Source organism: Pantoea sp. 1B4, assembly GCF_016925765.1.
In the GTDB taxonomy this organism is placed as follows: domain Bacteria; phylum Pseudomonadota; class Gammaproteobacteria; order Enterobacterales; family Enterobacteriaceae; genus Pantoea; species Pantoea agglomerans.
The window spans coordinates 3,171,543-3,188,743 of the sequence record NZ_JAEUWZ010000001.1; the positions used below are offsets into that span (position 1 = coordinate 3,171,543).

The 17,201-nt window shown below is 57.1% G+C and carries 12 protein-coding genes and 2 pseudogenes; 4 read left to right on the forward strand and 10 right to left on the reverse strand.

Annotated elements, in window-relative coordinates:
• The first annotated feature begins 52 nt into the window (after positions 1-52).
• A complete protein-coding gene (gene barA, locus JNO11_RS15230; protein ID WP_010248580.1) occupies positions 53-2,782 on the forward strand; it encodes a two-component sensor histidine kinase BarA in 2,730 nt (909 codons plus the stop codon).
• A gap of 54 nt (positions 2,783-2,836) precedes the next feature.
• On the opposite strand, the pseudogene JNO11_RS15235 reads toward barA, so the two are convergent.
• The 6 genes and pseudogenes from JNO11_RS15235 to JNO11_RS15260 form a co-directional block, all read right to left on the reverse strand.
• Positions 2,837-3,977: pseudogene (locus JNO11_RS15235) on the reverse strand (glycerate kinase).
• Between the two features lie 75 nt (positions 3,978-4,052).
• Entirely contained in the window at positions 4,053-4,937 is an 885-nt protein-coding gene (garR, locus tag JNO11_RS15240) for a 2-hydroxy-3-oxopropionate reductase (RefSeq protein ID WP_060680910.1), read from the reverse strand.
• A gap of 19 nt (positions 4,938-4,956) precedes the next feature.
• A complete protein-coding gene (gene garL / locus JNO11_RS15245) occupies positions 4,957-5,727 on the reverse strand; it encodes a 2-dehydro-3-deoxyglucarate aldolase (RefSeq protein ID WP_010248585.1) in 771 nt (256 codons plus the stop codon).
• A 45-nt stretch (positions 5,728-5,772) separates the two neighbouring features.
• The gene (gudD, locus tag JNO11_RS15250; protein WP_325177469.1) at positions 5,773-7,104 is read right to left on the reverse strand and encodes a glucarate dehydratase; all 1,332 of its coding nucleotides are present in this window, start codon (positions 7,102-7,104) and stop codon (positions 5,773-5,775) included.
• Between the two features lie 10 nt (positions 7,105-7,114).
• On the reverse strand, positions 7,115-8,461 hold the full coding sequence (locus JNO11_RS15255) for an enolase C-terminal domain-like protein (RefSeq protein WP_111535032.1): 1,347 nt from the start codon (positions 8,459-8,461) through the stop codon (positions 7,115-7,117).
• Positions 8,458-9,819 (reverse strand): MFS transporter, encoded by a 1,362-nt coding sequence (locus JNO11_RS15260; protein ID WP_010248591.1) that lies wholly within the window; start codon positions 9,817-9,819, stop codon positions 8,458-8,460. Before JNO11_RS15260 ends, JNO11_RS15255 begins: the two co-directional genes overlap by 4 nt.
• Positions 9,820-10,393: 574 nt before the next feature.
• Here JNO11_RS15260 and garD point away from each other — a divergent pair.
• Complete coding sequence (gene garD / locus JNO11_RS15265) at positions 10,394-11,953, forward strand: galactarate dehydratase (protein WP_010672140.1); 1,560 nt, start codon at positions 10,394-10,396, stop codon at positions 11,951-11,953.
• 77 nt (positions 11,954-12,030) lie between these two features.
• Here the strand turns inward: garD and JNO11_RS15270 are convergent, their stop codons facing one another.
• The 4 genes and pseudogenes from JNO11_RS15270 to syd all read right to left on the reverse strand — a co-directional run bounded on the left by JNO11_RS15270 (position 12,031) and on the right by syd (position 14,737).
• Positions 12,031-12,477, reverse strand: a complete 447-nt coding sequence (locus JNO11_RS15270; RefSeq protein WP_010248594.1) for a flavodoxin — start codon at positions 12,475-12,477, stop codon at positions 12,031-12,033.
• A 12-nt stretch (positions 12,478-12,489) separates the two neighbouring features.
• On the reverse strand, positions 12,490-13,269 hold the full coding sequence (gene truC / locus JNO11_RS15275; protein ID WP_325177470.1) for a tRNA pseudouridine(65) synthase TruC: 780 nt from the start codon (positions 13,267-13,269) through the stop codon (positions 12,490-12,492).
• Positions 13,269-13,600: pseudogene (locus JNO11_RS15280) on the reverse strand (YqcC family protein). Before JNO11_RS15280 ends, truC begins: the two are co-directional and overlap by 1 nt.
• 588 nt (positions 13,601-14,188) lie before the next feature.
• Positions 14,189-14,737 (reverse strand): SecY-interacting protein, encoded by a 549-nt coding sequence (syd, locus tag JNO11_RS15285; protein WP_010672142.1) that lies wholly within the window; start codon positions 14,735-14,737, stop codon positions 14,189-14,191.
• Between the two features lie 62 nt (positions 14,738-14,799).
• Here syd and queF point away from each other — a divergent pair, with 62 nt between their 5' ends.
• Positions 14,800-15,645, forward strand: a complete 846-nt coding sequence (queF, locus tag JNO11_RS15290; protein WP_061901167.1) for an NADPH-dependent 7-cyano-7-deazaguanine reductase QueF — start codon at positions 14,800-14,802, stop codon at positions 15,643-15,645.
• A gap of 169 nt (positions 15,646-15,814) precedes the next feature.
• Positions 15,815-17,179, forward strand: coding sequence for a nucleotide 5'-monophosphate nucleosidase PpnN (gene ppnN / locus JNO11_RS15295; protein WP_010672144.1), 1,365 nt, complete (start codon positions 15,815-15,817; stop codon positions 17,177-17,179).
• Positions 17,180-17,201: the final 22 nt, after the last annotated feature.

Here is a 17,201-nt window from a genome sequence, read left to right on the forward strand (position 1 = left end):
TTGTCGACAGCATGCACAGGGACGTTAATGCCGGAGTAGCCAGGCGACTATTATGACCAAATACAGCCTGCGGGCGCGAATGATGATTTTAATTCTGGCACCCACGCTGATGGTTGGCCTGCTGCTCAGCTCATTTTTTGTGGTGCACCGCTACAATGAACTGCAGCGCCAGGTTATCGATGCCGGAGCCAATATCATTGAACCGCTGGCGATCTCCAGCGAATACAGCATGACCTGGCACAATCGTGACGCCATGCGTGAACTGGTCAGCCTGCTGCACCGCCGCCATTCGGGCATCGTCCGGGCGATCTCGGTGTTTGATAATCACAACCAACTCTACGTCACCTCCAATCACAAGCAGAACCTCAGCCTGCTGCAACAGGATGATATCCGCGCCCTGCCCGACGATGTCTCCATGGAACGTCACGGTAACGTATTGATTCTGCGCACACCGATCACCACAGAGCGTTACGATGTGGATGAATTGCCGGACGAAGATGCCAAGCCGTCGGGCAATCCGCTGGGCTACGTGGCGATAGAGCTGGATCTGCAGTCGGTGCGCCTGCAGCAATATAAAGAGGTGTTTGTCGCCACGCTGATGCTGCTCTTCTGTCTCTGCCTGGCCATGCTGTTTGCCTATCGTCTGATGCGTGATGTCACCGGCCCTATCCGCAATATGGTCACCACCGTTGACCGCATCCGTCGTGGCCAGCTCGACAGCCGCGTTGAGGGATACATGCTGGGTGAGCTCAGCATTCTGAAAAACGGGATTAATGCGATGGCGATGTCGCTGACCGCCTATCACGAAGAGATGCAGCACAATATCGATCAGGCGACCTACGATCTGCGAGAGACGCTGGAACAGCTGGAGATTCAGAACGTTGAGCTGGATTTGGCGAAGAAACGCGCCCAGGAAGCGGCGCGCATCAAATCTGAGTTTCTGGCCAATATGTCGCATGAGCTGCGTACGCCGCTTAATGGCGTGCTGGGCTTTACCCGGCAGATGCTGAAAACCCAGCTGCGCACCACCCAGCGCGACTATATGCAGACCATTGAACGTTCAGCCAATAACCTGCTCAGTATTATCAATGACGTGCTCGATTTCTCGAAGCTGGAAGCGGGCAAACTGATGCTGGAGGCGATCCCCTTCCCGCTGCGTGCCACACTGGATGAAACGCTGGTGCTGCTGGCCCCGTCGGCGCATGACAAAGGGCTGGAGCTGACGGTGGTGTGTGACAGCAGCGTGCCGGACAACGTGATTGGCGATGCGCTGCGCCTGCAACAGATTCTGATTAACCTGATCGGTAACGCCATCAAGTTTACCGAGAAAGGGTATATCGGCCTGCGCGTCGGACAGCGGGTGATTACGCAGTCGCGCGTCGAGCTGGAGATCCAGGTTGAAGATAGCGGCATCGGCATCTCTGAGCAGCAACAGACACAGCTGTTCCAGGCGTTCCGTCAGGCTGACGCCAGCATTTCGCGCCGTCATGGCGGCACCGGGCTGGGGCTGGTGATCACCCAGAAACTGGTGCGGGAGATGGGCGGCGAAATCACCTTCAGCAGTCAGCCGGACAAGGGCTCCACCTTTGTGATTCGCGTGCAGCTGGATCTCAATCCCAATGCGCCCGGCATGCCACGCGTGCTCGATGCGCTTTCACATGCGCGCATTGCCTATGTGGAAGCGGATGCTAACGTTGCCAGCGCAGCACTGGAGATGTTGAGCGCCACACCATTGCAGATCGATTACAGCGAAACGCTGGAGGGTTTAAAAGCGTCTCACTATCCGCTGCTGCTGATGGCGATGCCGGTCGACATCAGTCAGCCCGAGCTGCTCAATGAACGCATGATTAATGCGCTGCTGGATCGGGCCGACAACGTGCTGATGGCGCTCCCCAGCCCGATGATGTTGCTGGCGGATGAACTGAAGGTACGCGGCATTGACGGTTGCATCGCTAAACCGATCTCCCTGACGCGACTCCTGCCGATGTTACTGGATCTGCATACCCGTCAGATCAGTGAACTGCCGCTTTCACCCCGGCTGCCGCTGACGGTGATGGCGGTGGATGATAATCCCGCCAACCTCAAGCTGATTGGCGCGCTGCTGGAGGAGCAGGTGCAGAACATCCTGCTGTGCAGCAGCGCCGAACACGCCATCCGTGAGGCACGTCAGCAGTCGCTGGATGTGATTCTGATGGATATTCAGATGCCGGATATCGATGGCATTCGCGCCAGCGAAATTATCCGCAGCATGCCGCATCATGCCAGTACACCGATTGTGGCGGTCACCGCCCATGCGATTGATGGCGAGCGTGAACAATTGATCAAGGCGGGCATGAATGACTATCTTGCCAAACCGATTGATGAGAGCAAGTTAAGACAGCTGCTGGCGCGCTATACGCCACCACCGGTGGTCACCGTGCCGGAACTGCTGCCAATATTACCCACGCTGGACTGGCAACTGGCGCTGCGACAGGCGGCGAACAAAGCCGATCTGGCGCGCGATCTGCTGCGGATGCTGCTGGAATTTTTACCGGAAGTGCATGCGAAGATGGCGCAGTTTATGTCGACCAATGAGGTCAACGCCCTGCGTGAGATTATTCACAAGCTGCACGGCAGTGCCAGCTACAGCGGCGTGCCGCGCATGAAGCAACTCTGCCATCAGCTGGAAAGAGAGCTGCTGGAGGCCAGCGATATCGCTGCGCTGGAGCCGGAACTGCTGGAGCTGCAGGATGAGATGGAGAACGTCGCCCGAGAAGCCCGCCAGCTGTTAGGGATTGGATAAGGCTGGCGGTTAGCTGAACCCGGCCGATGTGGAGTGGCCGGGTAATGCTGGTGGTTAGTTAAACCCGGCCAGCTTTAACGTGGCTGCCACATTACGCGCCGTCATCTCAACATTTTTTCCGGCGCTGGCGAGTGCCTCATCCAGGGTACAGATGCTGTAGAGCACGCTGAATACCGCATCGATCCCGTGCTGATGCACCACGCCGACATCGGCCGTCAGGCTTCCGGCGATGCCAATCACCGGCTTATTAAAGCGCTTTGCCACGCTGGCGACGCCGATCGGCACCTTGCCACTAATACTCTGGCTGTCGATACGCCCTTCACCGGTAATTACCAGGTCCGCATCTTTTACCTCTTCCGCCAGCCCCAGCGCTTCAGTAACAATCTCAATGCCGCGCCGCAGCTCCGCATGACAGAAGGCGTGCAGCGCCGCCCCCATACCGCCCGCGGCGCCGCCGCCCGGAATATGCAGCACATCAATATCGAGATCGCGGTGAATAATCGCGGCGTAATGGGCCAGCGCCTGATCGAGCTGCTGCACCAGCGCCGGTGTCGCCCCTTTCTGCGGGCCGAAAATGGCCGATGCACCCTCTTTGCCCGTCAGCGGATTCGTGACGTCACAGGCCACTTCAATGCGGCACTGATGAATGCGGGCGTCCAGCGCGTCAATATCGATGCTGGCAAGATCGGCGAGTGCACCGCCACCGTGACCGATCTCGCAGCCCTGGTCGTCCAGCAGCCGGGCGCCCAGCGCCTGCATCATGCCGGCTCCGCCATCATTGGTGGCGCTGCCGCCGATACCAATGATGATGTGGCCGACCCCCCTTATCCAGCGCATGTCTGATCAACTCGCCGGTGCCAAATGAGGTCGTTATCAGCGGGTCACGCTGGGATGCAGGCACCCGCTCCAGTCCACTGGCCGCGGCCATTTCAATATAGGCGGTGGACTCATCGCCGGACAGGCCATAGAAGGCGTCGACCTCTGTTCCCAGCGGCCCCGTCACCTTCAGCCTGACGATTTTTCCCTTCGTCGCCGCCACCATCGCTTCTACCGTTCCTTCACCGCCGTCGGCGACCGGTATTTTCACGTAATGCGCATCGGGAAAGATGTCACGGAAACCCGCTTCAATCGCCGATGCCACATCCAGGGCGGATAAACTCTCTTTATATGAATCCGGTGCGATTACGATTTTCATAGGCAATCCGAGCGCAGTTGAGTAATTGAAACGGCTCTGAACCAGTCCGGTTTCCGCAGAGACCGACACCGGGTTTTAGCGGGCGATTTCAACCTTCGCTAACTTCTCATAATAGCAGGCCAGCGCGCTGTGGTCGGCGCTACCCTGTCCGTCGTTACGCAGCGCCTGCATCATCTCCATCACCGCCGCCGTCAGCGGCAGATGCGCGCCGATGCTGTGCGAGGTATCCAGCGCGTTCGCCAGATCTTTGATATGCAGGTCAATGCGGAAGCCGGGTTTGAAGTTGCGATCCATCACCATGGGCGCTTTGGCATCCAGTACCGTACTGCCGGCCAGGCCGCCACGAATCGCCTGATAGACCAGATCCGGATTCACACCCGCTTTGGTCGCCAGTGATAACGCCTCGGACATCGCCGCAATATTCAGCGCCACAATCACCTGGTTGGCCAGCTTAGTCACGTTACCCGCACCGATGTCGCCGGTATGCACCACCGATCCCGCCATCGATTTCATGATGTCGTAGCAGGCATCGAACACCGCTTTATCACCGCCGACCATCACAGAGAGCGTGCCTTCGATCGCTTTGGGTTCACCGCCACTGACCGGCGCATCCAGCATTTTGATCCCTTTTTCTGCCAGCGCATCGTGGACTTCACGGCTCGCCAGCGGCGCAATGGAGCTCATGTCGATGACCACCAGGCCTGGCTTCGCCCCTTCGATAATGCCATTTTTACCCAGACAGACTTCAATGACCTGCGGCGAGTTGGGCACCATGGTAATCACCACATCGCACTGCTCAGCCACCTCTTTTGGCGATTTCGCCACGGTCGCGCCCAGTTCAGTCAGTTCCGCTTCGTTGTCAGCGTTATGATCGCGCACCACCAGCGAATAACCGGCTTTCACCAGATTTTTACTCATTGGTTTGCCCATAATACCCAGGCCGATAAATCCAATTTTCATTGCGTTTCCCCTTGATTGATTAGCGCTTAAATTTGTCGCATAACGCCTGAGAGGCGTTGCGGAACATACCGACATCGCTGCCGACGGCGACAAAAGTGGCACCCCACTCCAGATAACGACGCGCGTCCGCTTCCACCGGTGCCAGAATGCCGCTCGGCTTACCGGCAGCTTTGGCGCGTTCAAAAATGTGTTTAATCACTTTCAGCACTTCAGGATGGGCGGGCTGACCGAGATAGCCCAGCGCAGCAGAGAGATCGCCCGGCCCGACAAAAATACCGTCGACACCGTCCACCGCCGCGATGGCGTCAATGTTGTCGACCGCCTGCTGGGTTTCGATCTGCACCAGCACCGTGATGTTGTCATTGATGGTGCTGTTGTAATCCGGCAGGGTGCCGTACATGTTGCTGCGGTGCGAAACCGAGACACCGCGAATGCCGGCTGGCGGATAGCGGGTTGAGGCGACGGCACGCACTGCTTCCTCTTCGGTCTCGACAAATGGCACCAGGAAGTTGTTAAACCCGATATCCAGCAGACGCTTAATAATCACCGGCTCGTTGCAGGGCGGACGTACCACGGGCGCACTGTGGCTGCCTTTAAGCGCCATCAGCTGCGGCACAAACGTGGTGATATCGTTGGGCGCGTGTTCGCCATCCAGGACCAGCCAGTCAAAACCGGCCAGCCCTAAAATCTCGGTAGAGATCGGGCTGGCAAGCGCACACCAGCTGCCGATCAGGGTTTCACCCGCTAACAAACGACGACGAAATCCATTTGGCCAGGCTGCATTACTCATGGTTAAACTCCTGTGACGATGGCTCCCCGTGGGGAGCCGAAAAGGTTAACGTACCAGGCAGGGACGTTTGTTGTCGTAGGTCCATCCCGGCACTAAAAATTGCATCGCTTCGGCATCGTCACGCGCGCCCAGCCCCTGCTTCTGATAGAGCGCGTTGGCCTGCATCACCTGATCCATATCCAGCTCGACGCCGAGACCGGGCTTCTGCGGTACCTGCACCATGCCGCCTTTGATCTGGAATGGCTCTTTGGTCAGGCGCTGATTGCCCTCCTGCCAGATCCAGTGGGTATCAATGGCGGTGATCGCGCCCGGCGCGGCAGCGGCGACGTGGGTGAACATCGCCAGCGAAATGTCGAAGTGGTTATTGGAGTGCGAGCCCCAGGTCAGGCCGAAGTCGTGACACATCTGTGCTACCCGCACCGAACCCTGCATGGTCCAGAAGTGCGGATCCGCCAGCGGAATGTCCACCGACTGCAGCGACAGGGTATGGCCCATCTGACGCCAGTCGGTGGCGATCATATTGGTGGCGGTTGGCATGCCGGTGGCGCGACGGAACTCCGCCATCACTTCACGGCCGGAGTAGCCCTGCTCCGCGCCACAGGGATCTTCTGCGTAGGCGAGCACATCTTTGAGCTGTTTGCCGAGCATGATCGCCTCGTTGAGCGACCAGGCCCCGTTGGGATCAAGGGTGATACGAGCTTCAGGAAAACGCTTAGCCAGCGCTGTGACCGCTTCGGCCTCTTCGCCGCCGCGCAATACGCCACCTTTGAGTTTGAAATCGTTGAAGCCATATTTCTCATACGCCGCTTCCGCCAGCCGCACCACCGTCTCCGGGGTTAGCGCCTCTTCGTGGCGCAGGCGATACCAGTCGCAGGGATCGCTATCCTGGCTCTGGTAAGAGAGGGACGTTTTGCGGCGGTCGCCGATGTAGAACAGATAGCCGAGCATCTCAACGCGGTCGCGCTGCTGTCCGTCGCCCAGCAGCGAGGCCACATTAACTTCCAGATGCTGACCCAGCAGGTCGAGCAGCGCCGCTTCAATGCCGGTCACCACATGAATAGTGGTGCGCAGATCGAAGGTCTGGGTGCCGCGCCCGCTGGCATCGCGGTCGGCGAAGGTGCTGCGCACCAGGCTGAGAATGTTTTTGTATTCGCCCACGGTTTTGCCAATCACCAGCGACGCCGCATCTTCCAGCGTCTGGCGGATTTTTTCGCCGCCCGGGATTTCGCCGACGCCGGTGTGTCCGGCGTTATCTTTGATAATCACAATGTTGCGGGTAAAGAATGGCGAGTGAGCGCCGCTGAGGTTCAGCAGCATGCTGTCGTAGCCTGCGACCGGAATAACCTGCATGGCGGTGACTTTCGGTGTTGAACTCATCTCCTGCTCCTTATGCTGTTGCACGGCCAAATGCCGGGCGTTTGCGATCAAATGTCCAGCCGGGGACCAGATATTGCATCGCCGTAGCGTCGTTACGCGCACCGGCGGGCAGTGACTGATAAAGCTGATTGGCTTTGTTTACCTGCTCCCAGTCGAGCTCAATGCCCAGACCCGGCGCATCCGGTACCGCAATTTTCCCGTTGCGGATTTGCAGCGGATTTTTCGTCAGGCGCTGATCGCCCTCCTGCCAGATCCAGTGGGTATCAATCGCGGTAGGATTACCTGGCGCCGCCGCACCCACATGGGTGAACATCGCCAGCGAAATATCGAAGTGGTTATTGGAGTGGCAGCCCCAGGTGAGGCCCCACTCATCGCAGAGCTGCGCGACCCGCACGGCACCGCTCAGCGTCCAGAAGTGAGGATCCGCCAGCGGAATATCGACCGCATTGAGCATCACCGCGTGATTCATCTCGCGCCAGTTGGTGGCGATCATATTGGTGGCCACCGGTAAGCCGGTTGCGCGCCGGAACTCGGCCATCACTTCACGTCCCGAATAGCCCTGCTCCGCGCCGCACGGATCTTCAGCGTAGCTCAGCACATCCTGCATCCCTTTACACAGCGCTATCGCCTCGTCCAGCAGCCAGGCGCCGTTCGGGTCGACCGTAATGCGGGCGTCGGGAAAGCGCTGCTTCAGCGCCGCCGCGGTGGCAATCTCCTGCTCGCCCGGCAACACGCCGCCTTTGAGCTTAAAATCTTTGAAGCCATATTTATCCGCAGCCGCCTCAGCCAGCCGTACCACGGCATCGCTGGTCAGCGCTTCCTGATGACGCAGGTGATACCAGTCGTGGCTGGCCTGCTCACCACTCAGATAGGGCAGATCGGTCTTGCGGCGGTCACCGAGATAGAACAGATAGCCCAGCACCGTCACTTCATCACGCTGTTTACCTGGCCCCAGCAGTTCAGCCACCGGTACGCCCAGACACTGTCCCAGCAGATCAAGCAGCGCCGCTTCCAGCGCAGCTACCGCGTTGACCCGCAACTCAAAAGTCCAGGCACCGTTGCCGAAGGTGGTGAAGTCAGCCAACTGATTGCCTTTGTGCACCTGTTGTACCAGACGGTTCATTCGCGCAATCTGCTGGCCTTTCACCTGCGGAATCGCCTCTACCAGCGTCTGATAGATGGTGTCGCCGCCGGGGGCTTCACCGACGCCGGTGTGACCGGCGCTGTCAGTGAGAACCACAATATTGCGGGTAAAACAGGCGTTGTGCGCACCGCCAATATTGAGCAGCATGCTGTCATAACCGGCGACCGGGATAACCTGCATCTCAGTAATCACCGGCGAACTTTGCGTATTCATAATGCATCCTTACCGGGCCAGGTTTTCAGTTCGACACGTTTGATATCGCCCGCGATCACCAGGAAGCTGAATGCGGCGACAAAGGCGTGAATACCGACATAGATCAGCGCGCCTTCAAAGGAGCCGCTGGTGGCGATGATGTAACCGATGGCGATAGGCGTCACGATGCCAGAGAAGTTACCGAACATGTTGAACAGACCGCCGCTCAGGCCACTGATCTCTTTCGGCGCAGTATCTGCCATCACCGCCCAGCCCAGCGCACCGATGCCTTTACCAAAGAACGCCAGTGCCATGAAGAACACCACCACCCATTCGGTATCGGTGTAGTTACACATCACCATCGAAATAGAGAGCAGCATGCCGAGCACGATCGGTGTTTTACGCGCGATATTCAGCGAGCCGGTTTTACGCATCAGCCAGTCGGAGATCACCCCGCCCAGTACGCCGCCGAGGAAGCCGCACACCGCCGGAATCGAGGCAATAAAGCCCGCTTTGAGAATCGACATGCCGCGCGCCTGTACCAGATAGACCGGGAACCAGGTGATAAAAAAGTAGGTTAAGGCGTTAACGCAGTACTGACCGAGGTAGATACCCAGCATCATACGTGACGTCAGCAGCTGTTTGATCTGGAACCACTTCTCGCTCCAGCTCACTTTGCGGCTATCCTTTTTGACATCCATGTTGATCAGCGCACCGCCCTGCTCCATGTACTCCAGTTCGGCTTTATTCACGCCAGGGTGATCGGTGGGATCGTGGATCACTTTCAGCCAGATGAAGCTGAGGATGATGCCCAGGCCGCCCATAAACCAGAACACGTGCGCCCAGCCCACGGAAGAGACCAGCCAGCCCATGATGGGCGCGAAGATAACGGTGGCGAAGTATTGGGCCGAGTTGAAGATCGCCACGGCCGTGCCGCGCTCCTGCGCCGGAAACCAGGCCGCGACGATGCGGCTGTTGCCAGGGAAAGAGGGCGCTTCGGCCAGTCCCACCAGGAAGCGCAGAATAAACAGCGACATGATGATGCCGAAGCCGCTGAACAGATCGACGAACCCTTGCAAAAAGGTAAAGAGCGACCAGGTAAAGATGCTCCAGAAATAGACGCGTTTTGAGCCGAAGCGGTCAAGCAGCCAGCCGCCCGGAATCTGACCAATAACATACGCCCATGAGAAGGCTGAGAAGATATAGCCGAGTCCGACCGAATCGAGGCCAATATCTTTTGACATCGCCGAACCGGCAATCGAAATCGTTGCGCGGTCACCGTAGTTGAATGAGGTGACGATAAATAACATCACCACAATCCAGTAACGGGCATTGGTGCGTTTCTGCACCGTTTCCGCGGTCTGGCTGAAACTATTCATGATGCACTCCTGAAATATAGCGTGAGCTACATTCGCTCTGACTGCATACACATCGCGTTGGGTATCAGAGAGAAGTTGGGTTAAACACGGCGATCTTTTTGTTTTGGCAAACTTTATTTATCCATCCGGCGTCTGGCAGCCGCGGCCGGTAATAACTCCAGGCAACCTCTTTCGGATGAATAATACGTCGTGACAGATAACCTGACTTTGGCTAACGGAACTCAGTATAAGAACAGCCTGAGGCGATCACATTGGCGCATCGCCCTGGAATAATCGCCTTATTGAAGTGATTGTCTGGCGAATGCACAAAAGCCTGCGGTATAGCTCACGAAAGTGGCAAATACCCGTGCAAAATCCGCCCCGGATAACGCTTTCCCCCGCTGTTTGTGAGGGTCTTCACTTGCTTTTGGATAATCGACCCAAAACAGCGAGAAGAATTGCCTTAATGGTGGTCATTTGCACAATGCGCGACCCGCCCCGCCTCCCTATACTGAAGCTGGCAAACAAGGGCGTGACAGGTCAGATCATTACAGCGTGCCGCACAAGTACGGTACGACAGACGGGAAGGTGAGCGATGAACCCAAAAACAGATGAACAACCGCTCTATATCAAAGTCCATGAGCACGACAATGTGGCGATTGTGGTTAACAGCCTCGGTCTGCCAGCCGGTACGCAGTTTGCGGATGGCCTGACCCTCACAGAGCATGTGCCGCAGGGCCACAAAGTGGCGCTGAGCGCGATTAATCAGGGTGCAGAGATCGTGCGTTATGGCGAAGTCATTGGCTATGCATTGCGGGATATTGCCCAAGGCAGCTGGATTGATGAATCACTGGTTGCGCTGCCGGAAGCCCCTCCGCTGGAGAGTCTGCCGTTAGCCACTCAGGTTCCGCCTGATTTGCCGCCGCTGGAGGGCTATACCTTTGAAGGTTACCGCAATGCGGATGGCAGCGTAGGCACGCGTAACCTGCTCGGCATCACCACCAGCGTCCACTGCGTGGCCGGTGTGGTGGATCATGTCGTACAGATCATTGAACGGGATTTACTGCCGCGCTATCCGAACGTGGATGGTGTGGTTGCCCTGAACCACCTTTATGGCTGTGGTGTGGCGATCAACGCACCGGCGGCGGTCGTGCCGATTCGCACCATTCATAACCTGGCGCTGAATGCGAATTTCGGCGGCGAAGTGATGATCGTCAGCCTCGGCTGTGAAAAGTTACAGCCAGAGCGTCTGCTGACTGGCACCCCCGACGTGCAGGCGATTTCGCTGGACGATCATGACATCGTACGTCTGCAGGATGAAAAGCTGGTGGGCTTTGGCGCGATGGTCAATGAGATTCTGCAGGTGGCGGAGCGTCATCTCCAGCGGCTGAATCAGCGCCAGCGCGAAACCTGCTCCGCAGCAGAACTGATTGTCGGCATGCAGTGTGGTGGCAGCGATGCGTTTTCGGGCGTGACGGCAAATCCGGCAGTGGGCTTCGCCTCTGATCTGCTGGTGCGTTGCGGTGCCACCGTGATGTTCTCGGAAGTCACTGAAGTGCGTGATGCGATTCACCTGCTGACGCCGCGGGTGATTAATCAGGAAGTCGGTAAGCGCTTACTGGAGGAGATGGCCTGGTATGATAATTACCTCGACCAGGGCCAGACCGATCGCAGCGCTAACCCGTCGCCGGGCAATAAAAAAGGCGGGCTGGCGAACGTAGTGGAAAAAGCGCTTGGCTCGATCGCAAAATCGGGACGCAGCGCCATTGTTGAAGTGCTCTCGCCCGGCCAGCGGCCCACGCGACGCGGATTGATCTACGCAGCCACGCCCGCCAGCGATTTTGTCTGCGGTACGCAGCAGCTGGCATCCGGTATCACCCTGCAGGTGTTTACTACTGGTCGCGGTACGCCTTACGGTCTGGCCGCAATTCCGGTGATCAAGATGGCGACGCGTAATGCGCTGGCAGAGCGCTGGCACGATCTGATGGACATCAATGCCGGGACGATTGCTACCGGTGAAGAGAGTATTGAGCAGGTGGGCTGGCGACTGTTTGAGTTGATTCTGGATATCGCCAGTGGCAGGAAGCAGACCTGGTCCGATCGCTGGGGCATTCGTAATCAGCTGGCGGTGTTTAACCCGGCGCCTGTCACCTGACAGTGCACTCAACGGATATCGCCGTGCGCACACTACAGGCTTATCTCTGTAAGGCAGAGATAAGCCTGGCCTTGCAATCAGAGCTGCGCGCCCCAGGCTTCAACCCACGGCGAGGTTACCGCCTCCGGTTCCGGATTTTCAGTGGCATCAACCAGTAACACCTCACCAACCCGCTGAGCGCCCTGCTCCTGCAGCAGCGCGTCAAAGGTTTTACCCGCGCCACAGAAATGGTCATAGCTGCTGTCACCCAGCGCAATCACGCCATAGCGCAGCGCGGGCTGATGACCGAGCTGATCTTTAATCGCATGGAACAGACCTGAAATCGTGTCGGGAAAATCGCCATGCCCGGTAGTAGAAGTGACAATTAACGCCACGTCGCTGGCATAGTTTTGCCAGTCAGCCAGCGTCGGATCGTCAAACACCGTTACGCTGTGCCCCTGCTGCTGCAGAATGGGCTCTGCTTCTTCCGCGACCAGTAGCGCATTGCCATATACCGTACCTACAAAAATGCCAATCTTTGCCATCTGCTTTCTCCCTTATTCTGAAACGTTATCCTGTCCTGGCGCTGCGTCAAACTCAACCCGCGGCACCTCAGGAATGCGATCCTGCCAGCCAAACTGGTTCATCAGATTCTGCCAGACGCCATCCAGTCCGGCGCGAAGCAGCAACGGTTCACCGGTCACCGGGTGAGTTAATGCCAGGCTGCTGGCGTGCAGCATCAGGCGGTTAGCGCCAAAATGTTCGGCAGCACCCCGGTTCTGACGCAGATCGCCGTGCGCCGAATCGCCAATAATCGGATGACGCAGGTGTGACATATGACGACGCAGCTGATGCTTGCGACCGGTTTTAGGAGCCAGTTCAACCAGGCTATAACGCGAAGTGGGATAACGGCCAATGCCGACCGGCATCTCGACCGTTGCCAGTGACTGATAATCGGTGACCGCGGGCTGTGCGGTGCGCGCTTCCGTGGCGTGTTTATCGGCAATCTTATCCAGCTCTTCCAGCAGCGGATAATCGAGCGTCCCGCTGCTCTCCAGCCAGCCGCGAACCACAGTGTGGTAGGTTTTCTGCATCTGGTGCTGTTCAAACTGCTGGGAAAGCAGACGTCCGACTTCACTGGAGAGCCCCATCAGCAGTACCCCTGACGTGGGCTTGTCGAGACGATGCGCCGTAAACACATGCTGCCCAATCTGATCACGAACGGTCTGCATCACAAACACCGTTTCATGGCGATCCAGCCAGCTGCGATGAACCAGCCAGCCGCTGGGCTTGTTGACGGCAACCAGCCACTCATCCTGATAGAGTATCTCCAGCATCAGTGGGCAGCATCCGTGATTAACGCATCAAGTTGACGCAGGGTCAGTAACAGCGGCGCAATACCCGGCTGGTCAGGCACCAGAGCCACCTCATAATAGGGGGGCCACGGCAAAATTTTGTGGTAACGGATGTCGGGCCGCAATCAGGGCATGCATCCGCGGGACTAACACCCACTGGAGCCACTGCAGCGGCTCCAGCGTATCCAGGCAAAAGGGTTCGCGGCTCTCGAGCGCCCCCCTCGGCCGGCGGGGTACTCTGCCAGAGATGATGCTCACGCATCACCGCTTCCAGTTGTTCCAGCCGTTGCGTAATCAATTGTTCAGGCGTCATGCGCCACCTCCGCGAGCAGTCAAAAATGGGCGGCAAGCATATCACTTGTTGGCACAGGCACAAAAAAAGGGAGCACTGTATAAACAGTGCTCCCGGTTCGTTTGCAGCCATCCCGCCACGTTAATGCTCCCTGCTCTTCCATGACAACTTGTCCAGTGCGAACTCCTGTCGCGCATCGTCCTGATGTATCCTTAGCATCCTGGCCCACCACCTCTTCTGAGGGGGGTTCTCATTCTCCATCCTGGAGGTGTCCCTTGCTCAATCCTGAGCGATCCTGTTTCGTCCTGAAACCTTCCGTGTGTCGTAAGCTCCGTTACGTTCCTGCCTCATGGCTTATCATCATCCTGACGATATCTTTTTCCTGAGCTTCCTGCAGTGCGAAACATTTTGACAGAACTCGTTACGCGCACAAGGTACTCACAGCAGAACTTTACGAAATGTGCGGCGTAAATTCAGATAAACGCCATTAAGTTGATGATTCACAATATTTTTACATCTCAGCCTTCCGGAAGGCTCACCTGTTATATAGCGATCTCTCACAGCAAATGTAAGAGATGTCTCACAAGGTCAGAGGCAAATCACTGCAACTCAGATGATAACCGGTTGTAATGACTTAAGAAATATCTCAAGCGTTTCCGCTAATTTCACACGCTGTTTACCGCCAGGCTGCTCCAGAATCACTTCGCCGCTGAGATTAGAAAGCGAGATGATCTCCTGTTCTGACTCGGTGGTGGCGATAAACAGCGTAGGCGACTGTTTAAGGCGGCGCTGCATCACCAGATGCCCGATCAGATTCTCCTGTAAACGCAGGAAATCATCCTCACTCCAGACCTGTAAGAGTGTCAGCTGATTCTCACCAAAACTGGCCTGCATATCGCCGGCAAACTGCGTGGTATAGAAAGCCGTGATCTGCGGCTGGAGCTGGATGTCGATCGCCCGCTCAACTGCATCCAGCGTCTGTGGCAGAGTAAAAGGCTGCGGCTGCCAGACGACTCGCTGATCGCGATCCTCCAGGGCACAGGGCGAAGGTACGCCAAAGAGATCGCTGCTGGCCGGCGCATGCCCGGCCTGCTGAAGCCAGTGCTGGCAGTATCGGGTGGTAAAGTCGCGCAACGCGGCGGCAGTTTGCTGCATCATTCATATTCTCACTTCTGATGGGTTACACTTAGCCACTTTGATTAATTTTGGTGGTAACCGCAATGACTACTCACGAACAGGATCAGGCACTCAGCAACCTGACGCTGGGCAAACCCACAGCCTATCACGATCATTATGACAACAGCTTACTGCAGGCGGTGCCGCGCAGCCTGAATCGTGAACCCCTTGGCCTGTTTCCCGACAGTCTGCCCTTTACCGGCAGTGATATCTGGACCCTGTATGAACTCTCGTGGCTCAACAGCAAAGGTCTGCCACAGGTTGCCGTTGGCGAAGTGGTGCTCGATGCACAGAGCCGCAACCTTATCGAGTCAAAAAGCTTCAAGCTCTACCTTAACAGTTTCAACCAGACCCGCTTTGCCGACTGGGGCGAGGTTCGTCAGACGCTGGAGCGGGACCTGAGTGCCTGTGCTGAAGGTGAAGCGCGGGTCGCGCTGTTCCGTCTCAATGAAGTGGAAGGTCAGCCCATCGGCCATTTTGAGGGGGTTTGTATTGATGAGCAGGATATCGCCATAGAGGATTACCGCTTCAATGCTGACTATCTGGCCGATGCGGCGGGCAGCGAAATCGTTGAAGAGACGCTGGTCAGCCACCTGCTCAAGTCAAACTGTCTGATTACCAATCAGCCCGACTGGGGCTCCGTGATGATTCGTTATAAAGGCCCGCGTATCGACCGTGAAGCGCTGCTGCGCTATCTGGTCTCATTCCGCCAGCACAACGAATTTCACGAGCAGTGTGTCGAACGTATTTTTAATGATTTGATGCGTTTCTGCCATCCGGAAGCGCTGACGGTGTATGCACGCTACACCCGTCGTGGCGGGCTGGATATCAATCCATGGCGCACTAATGTGCCCTTCTCGCCCGGTTTTTCGCGGCTGGTCCGTCAGTAGTTTGCGAGACTTCTCGCAGGCTGCGTGCACTAAGCGCAGTTCCGCTTGAGCTGTGCGGGCCGACAAGGCTACTCTGGTGATGAAGGCTACCTGCGGGTGGCCGACCAGGGATTTTCGTCACTGCCGTTGCAGTGCCAACACGCACCCAGGCGGGTGTAAAGGAGTTCATTTGATTACCCATATCAGCCCTCTTGGCTCAATGGATCTGCTTTCACAGCTGGAAGTCGATATGCTCAAGCGCACAGCCAGCAGCGACCTCTACCAGCTGTTTCGCAACTGCTCTCTTGCCGTGCTTAACTCCGGCAGCCAGACTGACAGCAGCCAGGAGCTGCTCTCCCGCTTTGAAAATTTCGACATCAATGTGTTGCGCCGTGAGCGCGGCGTCAAACTGGAGCTGATCAATCCACCGGAAGAGGCGTTTGTGGATGGCCGCATCATCCGTTCACTGCAGGCTAACCTGTTTGCGGTGCTGCGTGACATCCTGTTTGTCAGCGGTCAGCTCAACATGCCGGGTCGGTTCACTGCGGCTGAAGAAAATGACTCCGCCACTATCACCAACACCGTGTTTTCCATTCTGCGTAACGCGCGGGCACTGCACATCGGCGAGTATCCCAACACCGTGGTCTGCTGGGGCGGTCACTCGATCAACGCCGTTGAGTACCAGTATTGCCGCAATGTCGGAACTCAGCTTGGACTGCGTGAACTGAACATCTGTACCGGCTGCGGGCCGGGCGTGATGGAAGCGCCAATGAAAGGGGCTGCCGTAGGCCATGCTCAGCAGCGCTATCGTGACAGCCGCTTTATCGGCCTGACCGAACCCTCCATCATTGCAGCTGAACCGCCGAATCCGCTGGTGAATGAGTTGATCATCATGCCGGACATCGAAAAACGTCTGGAAGCTTTTGTGCGCATTGCCCATGGCATTATCATTTTCCCGGGCGGCGTAGGGACCGCAGAAGAGTTGCTCTATCTGCTGGGCATCCTGATGAATCCGCAGAACAGCGATCAGGTATTACCGCTGATCCTGACCGGGCCGGAAGAGAGCGCCGACTACTTCCGCGTGCTGGATGATTTCATCGTTAACACCCTGGGCGAACAGGCGCGTAAGCATTATCAGATCATCATCAACGATGCAGCCGAAGTAGCGCGTCTGATGAAGAAAGCGATGCCGCAGGTAAAAGAGAATCGTCGCGAAACCGGCGATGCTTACAGCTTTAACTGGTCGATTCGCATTGAACCCGATCTGCAGGTGCCGTTCCTGCCAACCCATGAAAACATGGCGAATCTCAATCTCTACACCAATCAGCCACCCGAAAAGCTGGCTGCTGACCTGCGCCGCGCCTTCTCAGGTATCGTAGCCGGTAACGTCAAAGAGATGGGCATCCGCGAAATCCGTGAGAAGGGACGCTACAAACTGCATGGCGACCCCGACATCATGCACCGCATGGATGAGCTGCTTCAGGGATTCGTTGCACAGCAACGCATGAAACTGCCAGGCACCGCCTACATTCCCTGCTACGAAATTATCAAATAAACCAGGAGGCAGCCCCCGGGCT

Excerpts from the sequence above, each read along its gene's own strand:
- JNO11_RS15255 (WP_111535032.1), bottom strand. The coding sequence starts at position 8,461 with ATGAATACGCAAAGTTCGCCGGTGATTACTGAGATGCAGGTTATCCCG.
- garR (WP_060680910.1), bottom strand. The coding sequence starts at position 4,937 with ATGAAAATTGGATTTATCGGCCTGGGTATTATGGGCAAACCAATGAGT.
- JNO11_RS15270 (WP_010248594.1), bottom strand. The coding sequence starts at position 12,477 with ATGGCAAAGATTGGCATTTTTGTAGGTACGGTATATGGCAATGCGCTA.
- garL (WP_010248585.1), bottom strand. The coding sequence starts at position 5,727 with ATGAGTAATGCAGCCTGGCCAAATGGATTTCGTCGTCGTTTGTTAGCG.
- queF (WP_061901167.1), top strand. The coding sequence starts at position 14,800 with ATGACTACTCACGAACAGGATCAGGCACTCAGCAACCTGACGCTGGGC.
- barA (WP_010248580.1), top strand. The coding sequence starts at position 53 with ATGACCAAATACAGCCTGCGGGCGCGAATGATGATTTTAATTCTGGCA.
- gudD (WP_325177469.1), bottom strand. The coding sequence starts at position 7,104 with ATGAGTTCAACACCGAAAGTCACCGCCATGCAGGTTATTCCGGTCGCA.
- truC (WP_325177470.1), bottom strand. The coding sequence starts at position 13,269 with ATGCTGGAGATACTCTATCAGGATGAGTGGCTGGTTGCCGTCAACAAG.
- syd (WP_010672142.1), bottom strand. The coding sequence starts at position 14,737 with ATGATGCAGCAAACTGCCGCCGCGTTGCGCGACTTTACCACCCGATAC.
- garD (WP_010672140.1), top strand. The coding sequence starts at position 10,394 with ATGAACCCAAAAACAGATGAACAACCGCTCTATATCAAAGTCCATGAG.
- JNO11_RS15260 (WP_010248591.1), bottom strand. The coding sequence starts at position 9,819 with ATGAATAGTTTCAGCCAGACCGCGGAAACGGTGCAGAAACGCACCAAT.